16 protein-coding genes are annotated in these 24545 nt (G+C 41.4%); 11 read left to right on the plus strand and 5 right to left on the minus strand.

The features are described 5' to 3' along the window. Positions 1-415: 415 nt before the first annotated feature. Entirely contained in the window at positions 416-1597 is a 1182-nt protein-coding gene (gene hmpA, locus AAEZ02_RS03605; RefSeq protein ID WP_335689378.1) for an NO-inducible flavohemoprotein, read from the minus strand. Positions 1598-1783: 186 nt separating this feature from the next. On the opposite strand from hmpA, the gene norR reads away from it, so the two are divergent. Together norR and AAEZ02_RS03615 are read left to right on the plus strand one after the other, a co-directional pair. Next, positions 1784-3364, plus strand: a complete 1581-nt coding sequence (gene norR / locus AAEZ02_RS03610) for a nitric oxide reductase transcriptional regulator NorR (RefSeq protein WP_351121999.1) — start codon at positions 1784-1786, stop codon at positions 3362-3364. 140 nt (positions 3365-3504) lie between these two features. After that, positions 3505-4263, plus strand: coding sequence for a DUF1499 domain-containing protein (locus tag AAEZ02_RS03615; RefSeq protein ID WP_351122002.1), 759 nt, complete (start codon positions 3505-3507; stop codon positions 4261-4263). Positions 4264-4750: 487 nt separating this feature from the next. Here AAEZ02_RS03615 and AAEZ02_RS03620 read toward each other — a convergent pair whose 3' ends face one another. Both AAEZ02_RS03620 and AAEZ02_RS03625 read right to left on the minus strand, forming a co-directional pair. Next, positions 4751-5995, minus strand: a complete 1245-nt coding sequence (locus AAEZ02_RS03620) for an MFS transporter (RefSeq protein WP_101033862.1) — start codon at positions 5993-5995, stop codon at positions 4751-4753. Positions 5996-7594: 1599 nt separating this feature from the next. Next, positions 7595-9385 (minus strand): flavocytochrome c, encoded by a 1791-nt coding sequence (locus tag AAEZ02_RS03625; RefSeq protein WP_101033863.1) that lies wholly within the window; start codon positions 9383-9385, stop codon positions 7595-7597. A 397-nt stretch (positions 9386-9782) separates the two neighbouring features. Between AAEZ02_RS03625 and AAEZ02_RS03630 the strand changes: the two genes are divergently transcribed. Next, a complete protein-coding gene (locus AAEZ02_RS03630) occupies positions 9783-11750 on the plus strand; it encodes an ATP-binding protein (protein ID WP_351122005.1) in 1968 nt (655 codons plus the stop codon). A 3-nt stretch (positions 11751-11753) separates the two neighbouring features. Next, positions 11754-13133, plus strand: a complete 1380-nt coding sequence (locus tag AAEZ02_RS03635) for a sigma-54-dependent transcriptional regulator (RefSeq protein WP_351074628.1) — start codon at positions 11754-11756, stop codon at positions 13131-13133. Between the two features lie 184 nt (positions 13134-13317). Here AAEZ02_RS03635 and AAEZ02_RS03640 read toward each other — a convergent pair whose 3' ends face one another. Together AAEZ02_RS03640 and AAEZ02_RS03645 are read right to left on the minus strand one after the other, a co-directional pair. Next, the gene (locus AAEZ02_RS03640; protein ID WP_124012657.1) at positions 13318-13740 is read right to left on the minus strand and encodes a VOC family protein; all 423 of its coding nucleotides are present in this window, start codon (positions 13738-13740) and stop codon (positions 13318-13320) included. A gap of 79 nt (positions 13741-13819) precedes the next feature. Then, on the minus strand, positions 13820-14614 hold the full coding sequence (locus AAEZ02_RS03645) for a Crp/Fnr family transcriptional regulator (RefSeq protein WP_351122008.1): 795 nt from the start codon (positions 14612-14614) through the stop codon (positions 13820-13822). Between the two features lie 518 nt (positions 14615-15132). On the opposite strand from AAEZ02_RS03645, the gene AAEZ02_RS03650 reads away from it, so the two are divergent. The 7 genes from AAEZ02_RS03650 (at position 15133) to AAEZ02_RS03680 (ending at position 24487) form a co-directional block, all read left to right on the plus strand. Then, positions 15133-16026 (plus strand): DmsE family decaheme c-type cytochrome, encoded by an 894-nt coding sequence (locus AAEZ02_RS03650; RefSeq protein ID WP_269801262.1) that lies wholly within the window; start codon positions 15133-15135, stop codon positions 16024-16026. Positions 16027-16040: 14 nt separating this feature from the next. Beyond that, on the plus strand, positions 16041-18035 hold the full coding sequence (locus tag AAEZ02_RS03655; RefSeq protein WP_351122011.1) for an MtrB/PioB family decaheme-associated outer membrane protein: 1995 nt from the start codon (positions 16041-16043) through the stop codon (positions 18033-18035). Between the two features lie 32 nt (positions 18036-18067). Then, positions 18068-20614, plus strand: a complete 2547-nt coding sequence (locus AAEZ02_RS03660; protein WP_351074623.1) for a DMSO/selenate family reductase complex A subunit — start codon at positions 18068-18070, stop codon at positions 20612-20614. 13 nt (positions 20615-20627) lie between these two features. Further along, positions 20628-21305: a DMSO/selenate family reductase complex B subunit gene (locus AAEZ02_RS03665; RefSeq protein ID WP_101033871.1), complete on the plus strand. Its 678-nt coding sequence runs from the start codon at positions 20628-20630 to the stop codon at positions 21303-21305. Positions 21306-21380: 75 nt separating this feature from the next. Then, the gene (locus AAEZ02_RS03670) at positions 21381-22037 is read left to right on the plus strand and encodes a TorD/DmsD family molecular chaperone (RefSeq protein ID WP_351074621.1); all 657 of its coding nucleotides are present in this window, start codon (positions 21381-21383) and stop codon (positions 22035-22037) included. Between the two features lie 10 nt (positions 22038-22047). Beyond that, positions 22048-22500: a hypothetical protein gene (locus tag AAEZ02_RS03675; protein ID WP_101033873.1), complete on the plus strand. Its 453-nt coding sequence runs from the start codon at positions 22048-22050 to the stop codon at positions 22498-22500. Between the two features lie 763 nt (positions 22501-23263). Next, positions 23264-24487 (plus strand): OprD family porin, encoded by a 1224-nt coding sequence (locus AAEZ02_RS03680; protein ID WP_351074617.1) that lies wholly within the window; start codon positions 23264-23266, stop codon positions 24485-24487. The last annotated feature ends 58 nt before the right edge of the window (positions 24488-24545 follow it).

Below are 24545 nucleotides of genomic sequence, written 5' to 3' on the forward strand. Positions count from 1 at the left end.
TGCTGGATAATAAATACGATTTGGGATATGAGATAAAGTCGAGGAGAATAAACTGATAGCACTCAGTCTATTTTCAAGCTCGATATGTCAAACAATCAAACAATCAAACAATCAAACAATCAAACAATCAAACAATCAAACAATCAAAAGTATTGGCCGTTAATTCTGTCGACATGATACTCATCGCAGTAACAACATGGTTAACCAAACTGCGCTAAAGGTAACGTCCAATCCAGAGTTCTTTAGCCCAGCTTCAGTGCCACGGTATTCACAGCACTTCACTCAAGATTTGAATCAGGTTGGGATGACGTATTTTTTATGTAAACTACCGATCTAGCCCCACTCTTAAAGATTACTAAAAAGCCCTGACTGAATAGTCAGGGCTTTCTTATACTCTGTTATATTTGTTGGGCTCTTAAGCGGTTAACGCTTCAGCTGGGCCGAAGAATTCATAATGAATTTGACTTTCTGGTACACCTAAGCTGGTGGCGATGGCCAATGCTGCTTTCATAAAACCAGTAGGGCCAAGCAGATAGAATTCTACATCGCGGTCTGCGGGTAGCTGCTCTGCAATCATTGAGGCATCAATAAACCCAGTCGCATGAGGTTGGCAATGAGGTTCTGGTTGACTGTAAACATACAGCGGCTTGATATGTTCATGGACAGAGGCCAGTTGGTCAACATGTTGTTTAAAGGCGTGCACATCACTATTAAGGGCCGCATGAATAAAGCGAATATCACGGCCTGAACCGGCTTCAGTATTGAGCATACTGATCGCAGGAGTAATGCCCACACCGCCAGTCAATAAAATTAACGGTTTGGTGTTTTTACGTAAGGTGAAATCGCCACTGGGTGCACGTAATTTTACTTTATCGCCTAACTGAATCTTGTCATGTAAGTGATTTGATACCACACCATTGGGTTCACGTTTGACACTAATTCTTAAGTGATCTTTACCGGCCGCGTCAGACAAGCTGTAGTTACGACGCATCGGTATTCCGCCGATATCATCAAATACCAGCGTCAGGAATTGTCCCGCTTCAAAGCTTGGAATGCCGTTGTCATCTTGTGGTTGAAAGTAAAATGAGCTGATTACTGAGCTTTCATCCACGCGTTTGACTAAAATAAACTCTCGCTCGCCACGCCAACCACCTGGCTGTTGCTCTTTAGCTGTATAAATTGACTCTTCTGCGGCAATCAAAATGTTGGCTAATTGGCCATAAGCTTTGGCCCAAGCGTCCATCACTTCATCTGTCGCAGCATCACCGAGTACGGCTTTAATGGCTTGTAATAAACAACTGCCAACAGCGTCATATTGTTCAGGTAAAATGCCTAATGCAACATGCTTTTGAACGATTTTACTGACCGCTTCGCTTAGGTTTCCCAATTCATCAATATTGGCGCCATAAGCAATAACCGCATTTGCCAGTGCTTTAGGCTGAGTGCCTTTGCCTTGGTTCGTTTTATTGAAAAATGGCAATACTTCTGGATACTGGGCAAACAGTAATGGGTAAAAATGGCTAGTGATGTCATTAGCGTAAATTTGCAGAGCCGGAACGGTGGCTTTAATGATTTGAACAGTTGCAGTGTCTAACATTAATGATTTCCTTTAGGGAGTAAAATAGCGATAAGCTTCAATCAATTACCTTGTCTATCCAGACACTGCACAGAACACGCCAATATTTATCCACCTGATTTATAAGGTGTAATTTTGTTAAGGGTTAATTTGACCTAGATCAATATGTGTGTCAAATTAACCTAAATTGGGTTAATTTGACTTATTATGAATATTGCTCCCTTTATAGACATTGTAGAAGACTTAAATCGTGATCTTGTAAAATCTGAACGTTACTTGCGCCTGATTTTGGCGATTCAACGCGCGATACCATGTGATGTGGTGGCCTTGTTGAAGCTTAAACACGATCATTTGGTGCCTGTTGCGGTCGTAGGCCTTAAACAAGAGGCACTCGCGCGGCAATTTGCCATTAGTCATCATCCACGCTTACAGCAAATTTTAGCTAATCCACACATTACTCGCTTTGATGCTGAGTCGACACTGCCCGATCCCTACGACGGTTTAGTCGATGATGACAGTGAACAATTGCATGTCCATGACTGCATGGGCAGCACTATTTACATCGATGGTAAACCTTGGGGCGTGCTGACCTTAGATGCGATGCAAGCGGGTAGCTTTGATACGCTTAACCCAACAGAAACCCGTGCTTATATTGCCGCAGTGGCCGCTGCGATTAATACCAGTGAACATATTGAAGCGTTAGAAGTTAAAGTTGAGCGCAACCATCAAGTGGCGCAATACATGCTAGCGACCGCGGGACCGTCGAGTATTATTGGTAACAGTGTCGCGGTCCGGGATTTATTGTCAGAGATAAATACTGTTGCCAGCAGTGATCTATCGGTATTAATTACTGGTGAAACCGGTGTGGGTAAAGAGCTGGTTGCCAAAAGCATTCATCAGCAATCACGTCGAAGTGAGCAACCGCTAGTGCAAATTAACTGTGCTGCATTGCCTGAAAACATCGTCGAAAGTGAACTCTTTGGCCATGTAAAAGGCGCATATTCTGGGGCAGTAAGTGATCGTCGTGGCCGTTTTGAACTGGCAGATGGTGGTACGTTATTTTTAGATGAAGTGGGTGAGTTGCCACTAGCGGTACAAGCTAAATTACTGCGTACTTTACAAAATGGTGAGATCCAGCGCGTCGGCAGTGACGATACCATTGTTGTTGATGTCAGGATTGTGGCGGCAACCAATCGTAATTTACAGTTAGAAGTTAAAGAAGGCCGCTTTAGGGCTGACTTATACCATCGCTTGAGTGTGTATCCTTTGCCTGTACCGCCATTGCGTGATCGCGGTAAAGACGTTATTTTACTGGCGGGCTATTTTCTAGAGAAAAATCAACATCAGCTTGGGGTGACTAAACTCAGGCTGCAACAAACCGCGATTGATCAGTTAACCCAATACCATTGGCCCGGCAATGTGCGCGAGTTAGAACACGTACTAAGCCGTGCGGCGCTTCGTGCCACTAGCGAGCAAGGTCGTCATGCCAGCATTATTAGTATCAGTCGTGTTCATCTCGGTTCCGAGTTTTCCCCGAGTCATTCTGCCGCATCAGCGATAGCCGAGGTTGATAACATCAGCGACAATCATTCAACTATCGAGTTATCACAGGTGTTAACCCTAGGATTACGTGATTCAACCGATGAGTACCAGCGGCAAGTGATCCAGACAGTATTAGCGGCCGAACGAGGTAATTTAGCCGCCGTTGCTAGGTGTTTAAAGCTGGATAGAAGTAATTTAATTCGTACCATGCAGCGCTTAGGGCTTGATCCTAACGCTGCGTATTAATCGTAAAAGAGCTACAAAATCGGCCAGATTATTTGGCAAAATTATTTTTTATGTTTTGTCAGAAATTTATGTCGATAATTTCAGGTCAATATAAGTTGGATTAAGTTAGCTCAACTAGAGTCTTCTAAAGGATAGGTGTGATGCAAAAAGATAATTTAGGCAAGGTCGCATTAGTGGTTGCATTGGTCGCAGTGGGGATAGCGGCTTTAATGGTGTTTGGATCGTCAATGGGATTGTGGGAACCCATCGTCGGCTTTATGGCCAGCCGTAATTACAATAACCTGTTGGGTTATGTGATAGTGGTTTTTTCGGTGCTGGCATTAGTCACCAGCTTTAGTGCTAAAAGTAGTGCTAAGCAAGACAGTCGCGCTAAGGGCAAAGGCATATTAACCTCGACAATAGCGTTATTACTGGGTTTAGCTATATTGTCGCCGCGCATTATGGCGTTGGTTATCGAACCGGTGAAATATCCACCCATTCACGATATTACTACCAATACTCAATCACCACCGCAGTTTGAGTTTTTAACTGACAGCCGTATTGGAGCAAGAAATAGTTTGGTTTATGGTGGAGAAGAGATTGCCGCGCAGCAACTAAAAGCTTTCCCCACTATTGGGCCTATAGCATCAGACTTATCGGTTGAAGCGGCTTATCAAAAGGCATTAACTGTCGCTAAAACCATGGGCTGGACCATTGTCGCTCAAGACCCAAAAGCACTGCGCTTTGAAAGTACGGCAACAACGCCTTTTTTCAATTTTGCAGATGATGTAGTCATCGTTGTGTCTGCACTAGAGCAGGGCAGTCGTATTGATTTACGCAGCGTGTCACGGATTGGTATTGGCGATGCGGGTGTCAACGCGAAACGCATTCAAGAATTTAGTCAGCGATTCTCAAGATGATTTAAACGGTAGATTGTTACTCGGGAAGGGAGCATGAAAATGCTCCTTTTTTGTAGGTTTGATTAATGGGGTTTAACATAAAGATAAAATGAAATGAAATAGAGTCCGCATTCTGACATTGTATTGTGCATAGAATATACTTTAATGCTAAGGCATTTATGGACAAAAGTGCATTAGATCTCATACTCAAAATCCTATAATTCACACTACGATAAGTATGGTAAAACTCTAAAGCTTAAGCCTGCTGGATGGTATTTACTGAAAAAGGGATGGATCGACGTTCACTCTCGAAACAAAGAAGCTAACCAGAAATGTAACTTAGGATTTGCATTGCAGTAAGTCCTCGACGCAAGCATTCTGCTTCGCTTATTGCCTAAAATCGTGGTCAAATTGAGTTAACCATAGATATCATGGTTAACATTTAATTTGGATTAATGGGCATTAGAACGCCATATCTTTTAATGTCTAAATGGTTGGTTTTTATTTTTTATTGGCAGAGATTTTGTTCCAGTAATTTATTTTTTTCGCCTGCTTTCCAGCCTGTTTCAGTTAAGAATAAAGCAAAGAGAGCAAATAGAATTGGAGCGAAACATGTCAACGACAAGGCGGTCTTGAGACCATAGAGAGAGCCCAGCCAGCCTGTCAGAGCGCCGCCAACAGCACCTCCTAAACCACTCAATGAAAAGATAAACCCAGTCCCCATTGATACCGCGCGAGGAGACATGCCTGTCTTATAAAGTGTCGTTAACGCTAGAGGAACAAAGTTGTATGCGGCATACCCAGTGACAAAAGAGACTAAGGACAGTACTGTAATATTGTCGGACAACATCAAGCCATAGTACGAGAAAGGCAATACTACGCCGGAAGCAACAATAAGTGGCTTGTCATAGCCCCATGTTTGCGCAATTACAGGTGAAACTAAGCAAGCAATAGCAGAGCCAATAGGTATAAAACCAAGGATCATGCCCGCTTCCGCGGTTGATAATCCAATATTTTCAACCGCGTAGGTGGCCCAGAATGTGTATATTGCAATCCACGTTAACGACGTTGCAGGCCAGGCCAAAGCCAGAAGCCAGGTATTTTTATAAGCCAATGCCTCTTTCAGAGGCTGGAGTATAGGCACTTTTTCATAATGGGTTGATTGCCAAGGTTGATTGCACTCTTTCGCCACAAACATCCAAACGAACGCCAGCAAAAAAGCAAAGACCCCCATAGCTACCATGACTTCACGCCAGCCTGCCATCATAGCCAAAAACATCGGAAATGCGGCAGTTCCCAGAAGCTGTCCTGCAGGACCGGTAAACATTTCTATGCCGTTCACTGCACCCATTTTTTCTGTTGGGATCCACTGGATCTTAAACACCACCAACACAGAAACAATTCCTGCCGTTACCCCCATCACAAGCAGTCGACCAACAAACAGCATAAATGTGTTTGTTGCAAAACCTTGCAGAAACATACCAATGCCGAGAAGAACAAAAATGCTAAGCAAAACTATCTTCGGTTTTCCTTTACTGATCAGGCAAGTAATTGGAATGGTTAAAAGTCCCTTACCAATCCAGGCTATTGCACTCAGATACCCCGCGGTCTGCAGATCAAAGCCAATATCAGATCTCATATCAGGTAAGATCACACCAAAGGCAAAGTTTGTTAAATTAGCGACCATAAAGGCTAACCATGCTATCCATAAGATAGACCAGCCTCGGACAGGTATTTTACCCCCTCTGTTCATTGCCTCTGTTTCCCTTAGTCAATATTCAAATTAAACAGTCTGTAATGGTCAAGTTATTTTGGCCAATATGCTATAAATCAATCAGTCACTGATTCGGTGTTTATCATTAGATATAATGATGTCACTAGCAATAGCGCGTCACTCACTTTGGTCGGATAAGCGGCACCTGTTACCAAGTGCCGCTCTCCTAAGAACCGTACGTGCAACTTTCACTGCATACGGCTCAAGCCTCCACTAAGGCGTACTATGTTACCCGGTAACCACAGGGGTTACCTTTGCAATACTCACTCGAAGCTTTGATACTTTCTGCTCCATGACTTTCCAATCTTTGGATTATCGTTGAGCAAAGCAAGGAGAGGCACTAACTTCAATCGAAGTCATCATTTGCGTTTCTCCATTAACAAAGTTCTTTTAATTTTCTTGCAACGGGAGACCAGCTGGAAGTGGGCCCACTTTCGTGCCAGACATAAGTCTGTATCTGCATCATTACAATGCAGCATTAGCTTTCTCCAGCCTCCTTTACCTGCATCACTATCGGCTCTCTTTGCAGAGAGCTTTCCCATTAGGAGCGATACAGGCTTACCGTGTTCCGTATGAAGCGTAATGTCAGTTTAGATGCCCACTATAATGCGGAGAGCGTGTTGATCACGAAAGAATACACGCAAACTTCTTTCCTACTCTCGTTGCCTTTTGGCCACAGCGTGTAAACCACTTCCGCTGCTTGTGAAATTACGCATATTATATGGATTCACTTTCATTCATCTTACTGACTCCCTAGCACTCACCCAATTTGTGGTTATCAGGAGGAACGTCCTCTCACGATTATTTTCCCGTCTATTTAAAATAGACTTCGTTACATTGTCAGGCTCGCTTCTTTATTCAGAGCCATAGGGTCATCTGGTGATACAGATGGTCCTCTCTTTGGGTCGGAGGACAGCGATCAATACGACTTCACGTCGCACTTCGTGGATTCACATATGTTCATCATACTGACTCCCTAGCACTCACCCGATTGTGGTTATCAGGAAGAACGTCCTCTCACGATTCTGTTCCCGTCCAATGGACTTCGTTACATTGTCTGGCTCGCTACTTTATTCAGAGCCATAGGGTCATCTGGTGATACAGATGGTTCACTCTTATCGTGGTGAACAACGCTTCATACGACTTCACGTCGCACGGGCATGAACGTGTTAGTTGTTGTTTTGCTCATTTTAGTCAATTCGATATCATCAGTATTCCATCGGTTAAAAATATCCCAAATAGAATCCTTGAGGCATTCAAGTTCGGTGAGCTTTATGTTTAATCTACTTACAGGATTGATTACTCATACATTTCCCTCTACATAACAAACATACACATTCCTCACCATGAAATAATAGACCTATACCGCGCTTCGGTTAATGAGCGGGATGAGTAATGATTTGCGGGGAACTGACATCAATCGTTAAATACGCATCTTAAATCAATCAACTCACTGAGAGTACGCTGGAGATAAGTGCATTTATGTGAAAATTTGTGTATAGAAATTCGCCTATAAAAAAAGCCACAGCAATGAACTGTGGCTTACTGATACTAGCGAGTCAGTTAATTCTAAATCGATTAGTTCTTCTTAGAATATTTCGCTGCTTCTTCACCCGCTAAACGACCAAAGGTGACGATGTCTGAAATGGCGTTACCACCTAAGCGGTTTGCACCATGAACACCACCGGTTACTTCACCAGCGCCATATAGGCCAGGAATAACTTGCTTCTTAGCATCCATGACTTCTGCTTTAGTATCGATCATCACACCACCCATGGTGTGGTGAACACCAGGTGTTACTTCGATCGCGTAGTAGTTACCTTCGTTTAGTGCACGAGGTAGGTTTGGACGCTCAAAATCAGTGTCTTTACCGCTAGCGACTAAGCTGTTGTAACGCGCAACGGTTTCAGTCAACGCTTTACCGTCAATGCCTTCCATCTTGCCTAACTTAACTAAAGTATCCGCAGAAGGTGCAACACCTAAACCAATATACTTATCAATTTTAGACAGTGATTTACGCACAGAATCTTCGAAGATTAAAAACGCTGATTTGCCGGTTTGCCCCAAGATAGCCGCAGACGCTTTATCACGAGTGGTGATTTCGTTTACGAAACGCTTACCTTCACGGTTAACCAAAATAGCACCATTACCACGAACCGCTTCAGTGACCATTACGCCACCTTTAACAGATAGGGTTGGGTGAGCTTGGATATACTGCATGTCTTTCAATGCTGCGCCTGCATTTTCGGCAACATCAAGACCATCACCTACCGCACCAGGTTGGTTAGTAGAGATAAAGCCTTTTAGCTTAGGATCAAGCTTAGCGACACGTTCGTTATTTTTAGCGAAACCACCGGTTGCTAATACTACAGCATCCGCTTTCACCCAGTAGTAGCCTTTGTACATACCCTTAACTAGGATACCTTTGACATTACCACTGTCATCTTTAAGGATTTCGATACCACGAGTGTTCATGCGTATGTCGATATTGCGTTTCATGGCATTATCATAAAGCACTTGAACAATATGAGCACCAACACCAGCACCACCGGTTGGACGGTGTGCACGGTTAGCAGATGCGCCGCCCATACGACCGACATCATTTAAATCGGCGCCCATTGCGGTCATCCAATTAACAGAGTCTTTAGAGTGCGAGGTTAAGATTTCAACCAATGCAGGATCGTTTAGGTTACGGCCACCTTTCATGGTGTCTTTGTACATTGATTTAGGGCTATCAGTAATGTCTTTCGCTTTTTGTTGATCAGTCCAAGCAGCGTTCATGCCACCCGCGGCCAATTTAGCGTTACCACCGATAACAGGCTCTTTCTCAATAATAATGACTTTAGCGTCATTATCATATGCAGAGATTGCCGCAGAGAAGCCTGCGCCGCCAGAACCGACAACAATGACGTCAACGGTATCTTGAGGTGCGCTAGCAAGGGCTGCTTGACGTTCTGATTTATCTTTGGCTAATTCTGCAATAGTCGGTTCGTCACGTTGCCATTTTTTAGCATATGGCATGTTGAAATCGAAGCTGTGGCACGAGTCGCAGTACACCATAGATTTTTCGTGAGCGCTGTGACATGTGGTACATGATACATCGCCAGGAAAATGCGAGTCATGAGCATTGTAATGTTCATGCTTAGTGGTTTCAGCCACTTCTGCTAGTGTTCCATGACAAGAAACACATTGGGCATTTTCATAAGTTAAGCTGTCGTTTGATAGTTCACCATCTGGTGTATGGCAGCTGTCACATTCTTGGTTTTGAGCGTGGAATTCGGCTAAGTCATCAGCCGCAACTGCATTGCCCATTAGACCTGCTGTGCCCATTAATGTGGCTAGACAGACTGCAAGTTTCATCTTTTTCATTTTTGCTCCCCCCTCTACATTTAATGACGCTTAGTCGATTAACTATAGAAGTACTCTCATTATTTTATTAAGGTTGAAGTGGTGTTCACTTTCAAAAGTATCGGCAAAACTCATCTCGATTTTATCGGCGATTACTTTTACTCGATTTAATCTTCACCTATGACACTAAGGCCAGCAATAAGATAATCAACAGGGGGGTCAGAAATGTTTCCTCAATCACAAGCAAAAAAATTAACTATGCAAAGATGCATAGTTATAAAGGGGTATATGCGATTTTGCATAGCCTATGTAGAGATAGATCACAGTCTCTAAATATCATCGAAAAAGCTACTTAACGATCTGCTAATTCGCGTAATGCTGCACAGTTTAAGCTGCGGGTGGTGTGTATCATCGCAACATGAGATTTTTATTGCTATTACTTATCATCCTCTCCTTACCTGTGCTCGCTCAAGAAAGCATTGTCTTTGGGGTACACTCAAAAACGGCGCCATTAGAATGGCGTAAAAATGGTGTCGATCAAGGCTTTAATGTCGAGTTGATGAATCGAATCGGTCAGCTCACTAATAAGCGCATCATCGTTCGGCGTAAAAGTTTTCAGCAATTAGTAAAAGATGTTCATAATCCTAACAGTGATATCGATGTGATTGCTGTGGTTAGCCCAGTCAATTTGGACCGCAAGTTAAGCCAATCCGATCCTATCTATGCCACCCATGCTAGAGCCTATACCTTGCAGGGCAAGGCGTTAATAAACAATTGGGCTGATCTCGTTGGTAAGCGTGTTGCCATCAAAATAGGGGCTTTTGTCGATGTATACCTGTCAGGCTATCCGCAAAATTTCGAACGCGTGGATGTCGATCTCTATGAGACAGGCTTTCAACAACTGATTAGCAACCAAGTCGACGTGGTTATTGCTGAAAGCTTTGTTGCGCGGCGTTTACTCCCTTTGTATCCATCGGTTCGCAGTTCAAGTGATGCACTGATCTACGGTGACTTTAATTTTGTTGGTAATGTTAAGAAAACATTATTAATGTACAAAATCAACGAGGCGCTTAGGCAACTAAAACTATCAGGTGAATACGACAAACTAGTCAATAAATGGTTTGGTATTGGGCGAGAGAAAGTGGATTTAACCTCTAATGAACAGCGAATGCTTTCAGTCGCGATGTTGGTCGCGCTTGTCTGTGCAGTAGGCATGGTATACACCGGGTTTATTAGTGCCAGTTTGCGCCGCCACACTAAGGCGCTCGATGCCGAATTAATTCAACGCCGGCGCATTGAAGCTGAGATATTTGAACTGTCGAAACAGTTTCAGTCTGTTCTCGATGGGATCCCCAATGGCGTGACCATAGTAAACCAGGACCTCCAGCATTTATGGAGTAACGATAACAATATTCACCTGTTAGATTCAGATGAGTTTTACTATGTCGACAACGATGTTTTTAAGCTTAAAGGCGCAGTATTAGACGTGTTATCGACCCAAAAGTCGTTTACTGCCGATATGCGGTATCAGCAGCAGTGTTGGCAATTACAAATTCATCCTATTGCCGCAGATCAGGTGGTGATCCTGCTTGAAGAATCAACCGAGCAGCATCACCTGCGACAAGCCAATGAAGAAGCCAGCCGCCTAGCCTCACTAGGAGAACTGTCTGCCGGTATTGCTCACGAAATCAATAATCCAACGGGTCTTATCGTACATGCAGTAGCACTATTTACTGCGGCCATGCAAGACTTAACGCCTGCCGCTAAGCACTATCAAAAACAAAATCCTTTCTGGCTTATTGCAGGGCTAAACCCAGACATTGCTATAGAAGAATTACAGTATAGTTGTGGCTCTATTGAAGAGGGCGCCAAACGTATCAGCCGTATCGTTAATGATCTTAAACGTTATGCCATGCCTCATATTGCCAATGAATATACCCAAGTTTGCCTAAATGATGTGGTGCAAGTTGCCCTACGTCTCACCGCGAATCAAACTAAATTCCATCAGATCACTCCCACGCTGTGTGAACCAAGCCCCAAAATTGAGGGTGATGCTCAGCAGTTACATCAAGTATTAATTAACCTCATTCAAAATGCTTGTCATGCCTGTTCTGAGCAATCGGGATCAATAGTGATAGAGACCCATGTTGAAGGTGATAAGGCTATTTTGAGTATCACCGACAATGGCTGCGGGATGGATAGCGCCACATTAACGCGTATAACAGAGCCCTTTTTCACCACCAGGCGAAACGAAGGGGGCAGTGGGCTAGGATTATCGGTCTGCAGCAAAATTATAAAAGAGCATCAAGGCGAAATGCAGATGCTGTCGAGTGTAGGTAAAGGCACCCGAATTCGCCTAACCTTTGCATTGGAATCACAGGATTAGAAAATGAAACTAGCCAGAAATATTCTTTTAGTCGACGATGAAGCCGCTTGGTTAAGAACGTTAGCGGTCACCCTTAATCGTCTGGTTCCTGAAGCTGATATTGACAGCTGCGTTGATAGTCGCCAAGTGAAGAATAGATTACAAGTTGGCGACTATGCGCTAGTGTTACTCGATCTCACCATGCCATTTCACTCTGGCGAAGAGTTATTAGCGATGATCCGTAGTGATTTCCCCAACACTCGAGTCATTATTGTGACGGGTGTTAACGAAGTCGACACCGCAGTACGTTGCATTAAAAAAGGCGCCTATGACTACTTTATTAAAACCGACAATGTCGATGACCTCGGGCATACAGTGCGCCGAGCACTGGAAGTCGTCGGGCTGGAAAGAAACTACCTCTATATCAAAGAGAAATTTTTAAGTCGTACTTTAGACACCCCGCAAGCGTTCAATAATATTTTAACTTGCGAGCCACAGCTACTGGATCAGTTCCGCTATCTCGAAGCCGTCTCATGCAGTCCTGAGCCCTTATTAATTTATGGCGCTAGCGGCACAGGTAAAAGCGAATTTGCCAAATCTTGCCATACACTTTATAGCCCTAACGAACCGTTCATCAGTCTCAACCTCGCGGGCATTAGTAGCGAGTTCTTCGAGCAGAAAATGTGTGGTCAACTGTATCATCACAGTAATGGTGAATTAGACGCGGTTGTAGGCTTACTGCATCAAGTCGGTAGCGGGGTGATCTATCTTAACGAGATAGGAGCCCTGCCGCTAAACGCACAAGTTAGACTATTAGAGTTTTTAGAGACCAAACAATATTACCCCTTAGGAAGCGACACAGCCTACCCAGTAAAATGTAAGTTTGTGGTCTCAACTCAAGATGATTTACGTAAACTTCACCAAGCGGGTGAGTTTAGGAGCGATCTACTCTACCGTTTACGCGCCCATAAAATTAAATTACCGCCATTAGCGGCCCGGCAACTCGATATCGCTATGTTGATCAATCATTTCATCGCCCTAGCGGCAGCAGAAATGAATTTACCCGCACCGATCCAACCCGCAGACTTAGCGCCTAGCTTAGCCGGTTATGACTTTCCCGGTAATCTACATGAGCTAAAAGGGATGGTATTCGATGCGGTAAGTAGAAGTGATGGTATCGCGCTTAACACTTCTGCTTTTATGGAAGCGATTAATGAACACAAATTATTGACTGAAGGCCCTCAAGATCTCATCATCTTCCCTAAGGTGTTGCCAACACTCGCGCAGATGAATCAAGCCTTAATGGATGAAGCGATGAGCCGCACAGCCAACAATCAAACTGCCGCTGCGCAGGTGCTTGGGATCAGTCAAAGTGCATTGAGTCGACGACTCAAAGGACATTAGCGCTGAATGTGCAGCAGTTTAGTTAACATGTATAAATAGTGGTGATTGAGTGCAGGTCTTGTAATATGTTAACGATACATATTTCAACATTAGTCTTAGTGCTACACAAAAGCTTGTTAATGCCATTGTGCGGCCTTAAAAGCTGGCTAAACAATAGCCAATGTAATACACCAATTAATGCTTTTTACGAGGTTTTGATTGATATTGGATGATCATCATTTAACTGCAGTAAGTCCCAAAGATTGCCATAGAGATCTTCAAATACTGCCACCGTGCCATAATCTTGTTCTTGTGGCGGCCTAACGAACTTTATCCCGTCAGCTACCATGCGGTGATAGTCTCGCCAAAAATCATCGGTGTTCAAAAAAAGAAAAACACGTCCGCCAGTTTGGTTACCGATAACATCATTCTGCTCCGGCTTCGATGCCCGTGCTAACAGTAACGACACTCCGCTTGAACCTGGAGGGGAAACAACTACCCAACGTTTGTCCTGTTCTGCTTGATAGGTATCTTCGATTAACTCAAATTTCAATTTATTGACATAAAAATCGATAGCTTCATCATAATCTCTCACGACTAAAGCAATGTGAACTATTGATTGTTTCATTGTTATTCCATTGAATTTATTATCGTATTTCTAATAGATGTTCTCGTGTAAAGTTTAACTAGACATTATTGATTATTGATTATTGATTATTGATTTCAATCATGTTTTTCATTTTGAACTTTAGCATGTTATTAGACTTACATCCTTGCGCGTCTTCTCTTCCTAAAGGGCATGGCGAAAGTTCACTAAATAATGCTGTATTAATACTAAATAGTCCTTTTTCTTTTTTTAACATACCTTGCTTCTTTAAGCTTCCTAACATTAAGTCCAACTTTATGATGCTAATATGTAATATATCTGCAATCTCTTCTCGGGTTAGTTTTATATCAATGGTAAGCCACATTGATGAAAATTCTGTTTTAAAAGCAACGAGAATATCAAACAGAAACTTAATGAGTTTATCTTCTGGTGAAGAGGTTAATAAGAAAATAGCCAGTGCAGTTTGTCTTTCAGTAAAATAGTTTGCATCAAACATAAAACGAGTAAAAAGCTCAATATCTTCTTTTATTAGGTTTTTTATCAACGATTTTTCAACAATCGTTATCTGACTGTCTCTTGCGACCTTAATGCTTTTACAGCAAGTACAATTATTCTCTAATAGTAAATGATAATCAGTCAATCTATGTGGGATAATGACATTTACAAATTTAGGTTTGGTATAGTTGTTTGTTCGTTTTATATAAAATATCAAGCCTGTATTTAAATAGATAAAATTGTTAAGTAGGATGCTTTTTGGGATTAAATCACCTTTGCTTAAGGTTATTAGTTCACCCTTTTCTTTAATGAAACGCATTATGTCGGGTTTAACTATATCAGGAAAGAATATAGTAGATTTACCTTTCATTTCAGGGCTTAAGGACATAACGCGAGCCATATAAATACACCTTAATGTTTAATTATCATTACATAAATTACCAATCACATATGTACCAGTATAAACCCAAACCGCATAGAACAAGTTTAAATTCTATACATATTGATATTGTGTGGTGCTAGTCACATGTTTTTCTAAGTTGTGATTAGCACAGCTAATAATTAACAAATACCATTAGTTTTATTTTTTGTTAAGTTAATCACATGTTATTTACCATTATCTATACCTGTATAAAGGTTTTTGGGTGGATGATTTGGTTAAATTAGCTCAAGGAATTTGAAGGTGCTAACAAAATATTAAGTAGAGCCCCCGACTGGTTAACATTGTTTGGCTTCGATAGTGATGCAATAAAATAAGTTTATGATTTTATTTTATATAATAAATATAAAAACTTATTTTAAAGAAGTAATTATTTTACAGGTAATAAAATGAAAGTAAAAATTTCAGATTTTGGGAGGTATTTAAAAATGAGATCTATCTATCAACTAGCCATACTCATAGGTTGCGGATTATTCGTAATGCAAAGTTCTCATGCGTTACCTTGGGACGATTTAACCACAGAACAATTAGAAATACAGCTACAACAAAAGTTTGATGAGGGGAAATATTCTTCTAAAGGGGCAGATTCCTGCCTTATGTGTCATAAAAAAAATGAACAGGTGATGGACTTATTTAAGGGCACCCATGGAAAAGTTATTTCCGAGGATTCCCCAATGGCAGGTTTGCAATGCGAAGCATGTCATGGCCCTCAAGGCCAGCATAACCGAGGTGGTAAGGAGCCCATGATTGCTTTTGGTCCTCAAAGTAAGCTGCCGGCAAGTTCTCAAAACAGCGTATGTGAAGGTTGCCATAACGATGCACAGCAGATGAGTTGGCATAATAGTACTCATAATCTTGAAGAAGTTGCCTGTGTAGATTGCCATAAGATCCATGCGGCAAAAGATCCTGTTATGGATAAACTGACTATCAATGACACCTGTGTCAGCTGTCATACCAGCCAAAAAGGCGATATGAATAAGCGCTCTTCACATCCCTTGAAGTGGAACAGCATGACATGTGTTGATTGCCATTCACCTCATGGCTCAATGAGTGAGAATGCGTTAGTTAAACCCACAGTAAATGATACTTGTTATAGCTGTCATGCTGAAAAACGCGGTCCTTTCTTATGGGAACATGCGCCAGTAACTGAAAATTGCGTTACCTGTCATAACCCTCACGGCAGTGTTAATGAATCCTTAGTCAAGCATCGTGCACCGCAATTATGTCAGCAATGTCATGCTAATGATGGACATGCTAGTCGAGTCGTCGCTGAGTCAGGTATTGATGCTTTTGGTGGCGGTAAAAGTTGCCTGAATTGCCATAGTCAAATTCATGGTTCAAATCATCCCTCAGGCAGCTTGCTGCAACGCTAATGGAGAGCAAGATTATGTCATTCAAAATCAATCTTATTACTGTATCGATATTAGTGGCGATATCTGGGCCCAGTTTCGCAGCTAATTTTGGGGTGAACAATGCCAACACCAATAATGTAAATAGTAGCAACTATGAATGTAACCGTTGTGTTGAAAATTCAGCTTATAGCGGCAAGCTAGATGTTGCTCTTGGCTATAACGACATTGATGATATACATGCAGGTAACGCACTCGGTACTTCAGAGGATGGCGCTATTGGTTCAGTGAGCAGTGATATTCTGTTTCAAAATAAATCTGGATATCAAGCTCAATTAATCGCACATCAGTTGGGTTTCGATAATAGCTTTGCCAGTTTACAAATCGGCGATTCAGGTTTATATGAGTTGGTCTTAGATTACGCTTCAATAAAAACCATTAAAGCAGGCGATGTGAATAGTCAGCTTTGGCATAACGACGGCATGCTAACCCCAAGTGCTGATGTCAATACGTTTAACTTAGCACTAGAAAGAGAGAAGCTGGGGGTAGGGGTTGTCTATAAAAATGACGAATACAATAGTTTTGTCAGTTACAACCAAGAAGATAAAACCGGCCACCGTTCAAGCAGTATCGTGACGCCTAGCCCTATCAATATCGGCTTACCCGTTAACGCGACTACTTCGCAATGGGATGCGGGGATAGGTCTTAATGGCGATAACTGGACCACTGATCTGAGTTATTCTGGAAGCATTTACAATAATAAAATAAGTGACTTAAGCCTACCTTATTTAAATGATGTCTATGCTGCAGCTCCAGATAGTCAAGCTCATCAAATATCACTTTCTGGCAATTATCGCATTGATCAGACCGTGATGAGTGGACGTGTTGCGACTGGACGAATGATCCAAGATGAAAATTTAATTCAAATGAGTGGTAATCCACTGCAAAGCTGGGACGGTCAAGTCGATACTATCGATGGCCGGTTTGCGGTGACATCCATGCTAAGTAATCGACTTCGCTTGGGTGGGCAAATCGATTATAACAAGCGTGATAATAAGAGTTCGACTGCAGAATTTGCCCAATACAACTTCAATAGTTTAACCGGTGCGTTTAGACAAAATACGCCTTTAGATTATGAACGTAACAATTATGGTGTGAATGCGAGTTACAGAATCGCCAGCGGTTATCGTTTACAGGCAGGTTATGACAGTAAAGAAATTACTCGTAATTATAGTGAACGTGAACAAACTCAAGATGACACATTATGGGTGAAATTAAACATACGTAAGTTTGAAATGTTCAATATCAATTTAAAATCTGAGTATGCTAATAGAGATGGTTCAAAATTTGAATCAGATATTTTAACCGCATCCGAAGAAAATGCATTACTCAGAAAATATTATTTAGCTGACCGAACTCGTAATGCTTATGAATTAAAATTATCCCATACACCTAATGATTGGATGAGTGTTAATGTGACATCTCGATATGCCAAAGATGAATATAAACATACCGAAGTTGGATTATTAGATTCAGAAGATTATGGCTATGACGCCAATATAAGTATTCAGATTAGTAAAAATGTTGATACTTATGGTTTTATCGGTCAGCAATGGATTAATTCGTCTCAAGCAGGCAGTCAAGTCAGTAATTCATATTGGTATACAGATGTAGAAGATGAATTTATTAACGTTGGTGCTGGATTTAATTATAGAGGGTTAATGCAAGATAAATTAACAATAGGTATGGATTATCTATTTGCTAATTCAACGAGTAATACCAATGTGAATGTAGATAATAGTCTCCCATATGGTGATTATTACAGTTATAACCACAGTGCCAGTGTATATGCTGATTATGCATTAAATCCACAAATGGCACTTAAACTAAGTTATCGATACGAGCGTTATTACGACACCGATGCTGCATCTGTTGAGATCGCCAGTATACCCGGACTAATAACACTTCAAGATATAAACCATGACTATAACGCACACCAAGTGATGTTGTCATTTAGCTACAAATTGCATTAAACGTATCGTAAATACTACGCGAGGATATAGAAATGGAACGTAGAAATTTCTTAAAAATGAGTGCAGCAATAGGCGCTGCAGCAACTATCACTGGGTGTGAAGATAGTGCGAAAGAAATCAATGTAATACCGCCTGGAGTACCAGAAAGTTCGCTTGAACAACTTAACTGGTCTGCATGCTTGGTAAACTGTGGTTCAAATTGCCCTATTAAAGTATTCAGTAAAGACGGGGTTATCACTCGAATAGAAACTGACCATGAAACAACCGATGAATATGGTGTAAACCATCAGGCTCGAGCATGTCCACGTGGTCGTTCACTTCGTCAAAGAACCTATGCAACTGACCGACTACGTTCACCAATGAAACGTGTGGGTAAACGAGGCGAGGCAAAATTTGTCCCTATCAGTTGGGAACAAGCTTATTCAGAAATAGGCTCAAAATTACAAGCCATTAAAGATAACTACGGCCCTGAATCCATTTATATGCATTACGGTACAGGCGCTTATTATGGTTTCTCATCGAATACAGCCACCTGGGGTCGATTACTGAATTTAAATGGCGGTTTTCTAGACCATCATTGGGATTATTCATGGGCCGGTGTGTATCCAGCGTGTATGGCGACTTATGGCGATCAATGGGATAGCATTGGCGGCAGCTCATTAAGCGAAATCGTTAACTCTGATTTATTTGTTGGCTTTGGTTTTAATCCAAACGAAACACGCATGAGTGGTAGCGGTGAAGGCTATGATTTTGTTAAGTCTCTAGAAAATAATAAAAAGAATATTAAAGTCTGGATGGTAGAACCAAGATACACAGATTCAATGCGTGGCAATGAAGATGAGTGGCTTGCGATCCGCCCTGGTACTGATGCCGCGTTAATTGAAGCGGTTATTTATCAAATGATTAATAGTGGCTGGGTTGACCAAAACGCGAAACCATTTTTAGATAAATATGCTGTGGGTTATGACAAAGCATCGCTAGTCAATACTAAGGCGTCTGTTACGCTAAACGCCGATCCGTTCATTGCTTCACATGCTGAATTTATCGACCCAGACCAAAATTACCATGATTACATTATGGGCCAAGGCATATTTGAGCAAGATGGCGCTAAAACGCCAGATTGGGCTGCAGTGGTATGCGGAGTCCCAGCGTATAAAATTGAACAGTTAGCTACCGCTATGATGGCCGCTGAAGCCCCCTATATTTCTGCAGGTGCAGGTATTAGTCGACATGCCAATGGCGACCAAGCCACTAGAGCCGTTTACACCTTAGCCATTATGACCGGAAAAATAGGTCGTGCTGGTGTCAATAGTGGTGCAATGCCTTCAAGCTATAGCTTTGGTGTTGCAGGTATGCAAGCAGGTAGCAATCCAGTAGATGTTACCATCCCTGTTTTCACATGGTCTGATGCCGTTGTGCGCGGTGAAGACTTTAGCGGAACGTCAGATGGCGTTCGCTTTAAATCTAGTGGTAGCCAAGAGCGGGTTGATAACAATCCAGCTAAACTGGGTACCAATATTAAGGCTATTATCAACTGTGCGGGTAACGCTTTACTGAATCAACACTCAGACAGTAATGGCACCGCTCAAATCTTACAAGATGACAGTAAGTGTGAACTGATTATTGTCAGTGATTGCTGGATGACATCGTCAGCTAAATTTGCCGATTACTTACTGCCAGATAGCACTTGGCTAGAATCAGTAGATTATGCAAACGATTCATATGCATCTGGTCAAATGGCCTATGCAACCTTTATGAGTACCTCACTGAAGCCGTTAGGCGAATCGCAATCTATGTATGAAATCTGTGCTGGTATTGCTAACGCTATGGGTAATGGTGCTGCATACACTGAAGGGCTTACCGGTGAACAATGGTGTGAAAAGCTTTATCAAGAAACTAAGTCGATGAATGCCGATGTCGATATGCCTGATACATACCAAGAAGCCCAGAAAGTGGGGGTTTTCCGTAAATATATGTCTTCACCAGTTATCGCATTCCAATCCTATATTCAAGATCCAATTGCGAATCCAAGACCAACAATATCAGGAAAATTTGAGATTTTCTCATTATCACTGGCACGTAAAGCGGCAACCTGGTCTCTGCCTACTGGAGATGAAATTACCCCATTACCGCAATATGTTGTGACTTGGGATGGCTATCAAGATCAACAAGCTATCGATGCAGGATACCCATTGCAATTATGTGGCTACCACACTAAAGGCAGAACGCACTCAAGCTATCATAACGTGCCGTGGCTTCGTGAAGCGGTAGAAGATGCGGTATGGATGAACCCCAAAGATGCCTCTGCTCGAGGATTATCTGATGGTGATATGGTTCATGTTTATAACGGTAGAGGAACAATTGAAATGCCGATAAAACTCACGCCCAGAGTCACTCCTGGAGTATGTGCTTTAGGGCAAGGTGCTTGGTATAAACCAGATGCGAGTGGGAAAGTCGGTCCATCTGGCCATGTTGTGGATATTGGAGGCTGTATTAACACTCTGACAAAATATCATCCGTCCCCAGTATCAAAGGGAAATCCACAGCACACCAATCGTGTTCAGGTAGTCAAGGCTTGAGGGGTAAATTAAAATGACACAAGAAACTCAATTAGGATTCTATTTCGATAGCAGTAAATGTACTGGCTGTAAAACTTGCCACATAGCCTGTAAAGATCGAATGGTTGGTATAACGCGTAATAAAGATGATGTCAGCACTCAAGGTGTATCCGCATTACCCGGCATGCTATGGCGAAGAGTCTATGAATATGGCGGTGGTACGTGGGAGCAAAATAGCGATGAGAGTTATGAGCAAAATATATTTGCCTATTATGCCTCTATCGGTTGTAACCATTGTAATGAACCTGTGTGTGTAAAAGCATGTCCCACAGGAGCCATGCATAAAAGAAAAGAAGATGGTTTGGTACTGGTTCAAGAGTCGTTATGTATTGGCTGCGAAAGCTGTTCAAGAGCTTGCCCGTACGATGCGCCTCAGATTGATATTGAACGCAAAGTCATGACCAAATGTGACGGTTGTTCTGATAGGCTAGCAGAAGGTAAAAAACCGATTTGTGTTGAGTCATGCCCTTTACGAGCGCTGGACTTTGATACGATGGAAAACCTTCGCGCTAAATATGGCAACGGCGATGGCCACTTTGCTCCATTACCATCAGAATCGATTACATCGCCGAACTTAATTGTTAAGGGTTCTAGGAAAGCACAACCCGTTGGTTCGAGCATGGGTCGGATCTTAAACGTTCGAGAAGTATAAATTAGTAAATACAGGGTGTAATAATGTTATTGCACCCTTCTTTCCTAGTTAAATTTATAACCAAATGTGAATGATATGAACATTGAAAAGCTTCAAGATTTACAGGCAATTGCCAATGTATTGCATTCTGTACTGACCGTTTATCCCGAGTCGGACTTAATCAATACCTTTAAACAGCAAGATATTGTTGAAAACTGGCCTAAGTTGTTAGTCACAGATCCCGACAATAAAGGATTAACGCACCTAAAAGCTTATATTGATCAATGGACCGATAATGAAGAAGAGCTACTTAAGCTGAAACTCGAATATGGAGTACTATTCTATGGCCCTGGTACGCCTTTAGCCGCGCCTTGGGGCTCAGCCTATACAAGTTCTTCACAGTTGCTTAATGACCACAGTACCATTACTTTAAAACGGTTTTATGCCGCTAACAATATCAATATCGACATGAAAATGAATGAACCTGTCGATCATATTGGGTTAATATTTGCGGTACTGTCATTCTTATTGAACAAAGCGATTGAAGCACCACAAAATCCAAATATTCAACAAGCGATAGATGAATTACTAGAGCAACATTTGCTGCCTTGGGCTTACCGATGTCTGGAGCTCGCCTATACCCATGCTGAAACAGACTATTATAGAGGATTCTCCATTTTAGCGAGAGATTATCTGTTGTATCTTGAACAAACATTTGAACTTACACCCAAAAAAATTGCAATTTATCGGTAGGTTAATATCAATGGCATTTCTTCAATCATTAGTACAACAATGGCACAAAGCTGATTTAGGTTATAGCTTGTTGTTAAACTTTCGGCGTTCAGAAGAAATAATGCAATTATTTAATGGTGCTACTGATATCAAGACGGTAACTAACTTAATCGCCGCGTTAGTGTACTGTGAGGGTGAACCAATATGGTTAACAAAAGAGAATCAAGATACTGAAAGTCCTCTAAAAGATGAATTAGTTTTTAAATGCCTAGTCATAAACTGCCAAATTTTATTTATAAAAGTATCTCAAAGGAATAATTTAAACCAAGCGGAAAGGCTAATTCTTACTTTATCTAATGTATGGGTTAATAAAAAACGTGATGATCAAAGTAGTGGGGATTTTATTAATCTTATTAAAAGAATATATGCTCAGGTTTATTCAATAGATCTAGAAAGTAGAGTTAACATTAAAAACATGAAATAAGTACTTAATTATATATATATCATCTGCAATCTGTAACAGAATTAACGCCAAAAAGATAGATCCTCAAAAGTCAAAAGATAACATTAACGTTAAAAATCTGAGTAAGTTTGACTGCTATGGCAACGTTAAACATTGGAGTAAAAGTCGGCAGTTAATTTTTCAGTAACACTTAAATTATGTAATAATATCATATTGTTAAGTCTATGGCTTGCAAGTCGATAACGAGTTTATTACTCAAGCTCAATTAGGTAAAAACCATTCTCGATTAACATAAAAATATGTAGTTATATTATTTAATAAAACTAATATTCAGTTATACACTGAGGTAGTAATAATATTGCTGTTTCATATAATATTTTTTATTCAAAGGCTGACTGAATAATTAGATTTAATGTTAACAAAAAGTAATAATAATGCCTATCTAATCCGCATGCAAAGTATTAGGTCACACTAATTCATCTAGTTGCGATGTTTATCTAACAACTCACTTACCTCGTTGAGATGCTTATCTAACAACTAGAAAAAAGCTACCATTTACTGCGGTTAAGTGATCTCGATCTAAACTCTATAATACCCAAAGAAGTAATATCTTATTCGATAATTAATGAGACGACTCTCATTCATGTTTTGAAGCGTAATTTTTGATGTGTAACTCAAACTTATCTACACATTCCACCGCTCAAAAAACGGTATAACAATTTAGGCGATAACTGCCTTGAAAATACCGTTAATAAAATAATACAAATAAATCAAAGGCAAATAGATGATGAAATGTAATAAGAATGTACTCGTGATTGCAATGGCAATGGCAATGGCCGGTATCAGTGGCAGTGCCTTAGCAAGCGACACCCTTGCGGACGCATTTTCAGATGGTCAGTTTAAAGGACAAGTAAAGTCTTACTACTTCGATGAAAGCTATGACTCTAACGAAGCTGCCGACAACAACATATGGGCCAACGGTGGTTTCGTAAACTATAACACTGCTGAATTCTACGGCTTCAGTTTTGGCACCACACTACAAACTTCTCATGTGACCAGCATTGATGATCCTGCTGATAAGATGAAGACGTCTATGAATGCCCAAGGCGCCGTAATGTCGGAGTCTTATATTGGTTACAAATACAACAACACAAGCTTCAAAGGCGGTCGCCAATACATGGCACTACCTTTGATCAAAAGTTCGGGTTCGCGTTTGATTAAAGAATCTTTTGAAGCCTACTCGATTACCAATACCGATTTGCCAAATACACTCGTATCTTTAGCAAACGTAACAAAATACCAAACCCGTACGGATAAAGCTACTAAGTATACGAACGCAGCAACCTTTTTCAATGATGATGTACAGCGCGGAGATGTGGGCGGTTTCTACGATATTGGAACCGACGGTGCCGTGTCTTTATACATCAAAAATAATTCTGTTGAGAATTTAAATCTTCAAGCTCACTATGTTGATTTTATCGATGAAGTGGCGGATCTCTACGTTGATGCGACCTACACCTTTGGTGGCGAATTTCACCCATTTGTAGCTGCACAGTACTATGGCTCTAACTACGATGATGCCGCGACTGAAGATAGCTCGTTAATGGGTTATAAAGTCGGCGCATCGTTTAGCGGTTATAATGTGCACGCATCTTACACTACAGTTGATCAAGACGGTTCGGTTAATCGCGGTATTGGTGAGGCCGCCACAGCGTCATTTACCAGTTCTACGTTAACATCAGGCAACTACAATGCAGACGCTGATACTTGGCAAGTTGGTGTTGCTAAATCGTTTGCTGATTTGAAATTGAAACTGGTTCATACAGAAACAGATAACCCAATATCTAAAAATCAACTCACACAAACATACTTAGATGTTGGTTATACACTTTCTGGCGCATTCAAAGGCTGCTCGACTTCGATCCGTTACACCGTTTATGACTACGGCACTGACGCAGATGCAAAAGACAAGGGTGAGCTAAGAGCTAAGTTCTTTTACTCATTCTAAGCAATATAGACTTTAATATGTGAAAAAGAGGCCTCCTGGCCTCTTTTTTGATTGTTTC

Origin of the sequence: Shewanella sp. T24-MNA-CIBAN-0130 (genome assembly GCF_040310185.1) — a bacterium.
In the GTDB taxonomy this organism is placed as follows: Bacteria; Pseudomonadota; Gammaproteobacteria; order Enterobacterales; family Shewanellaceae; genus Shewanella; species Shewanella psychromarinicola.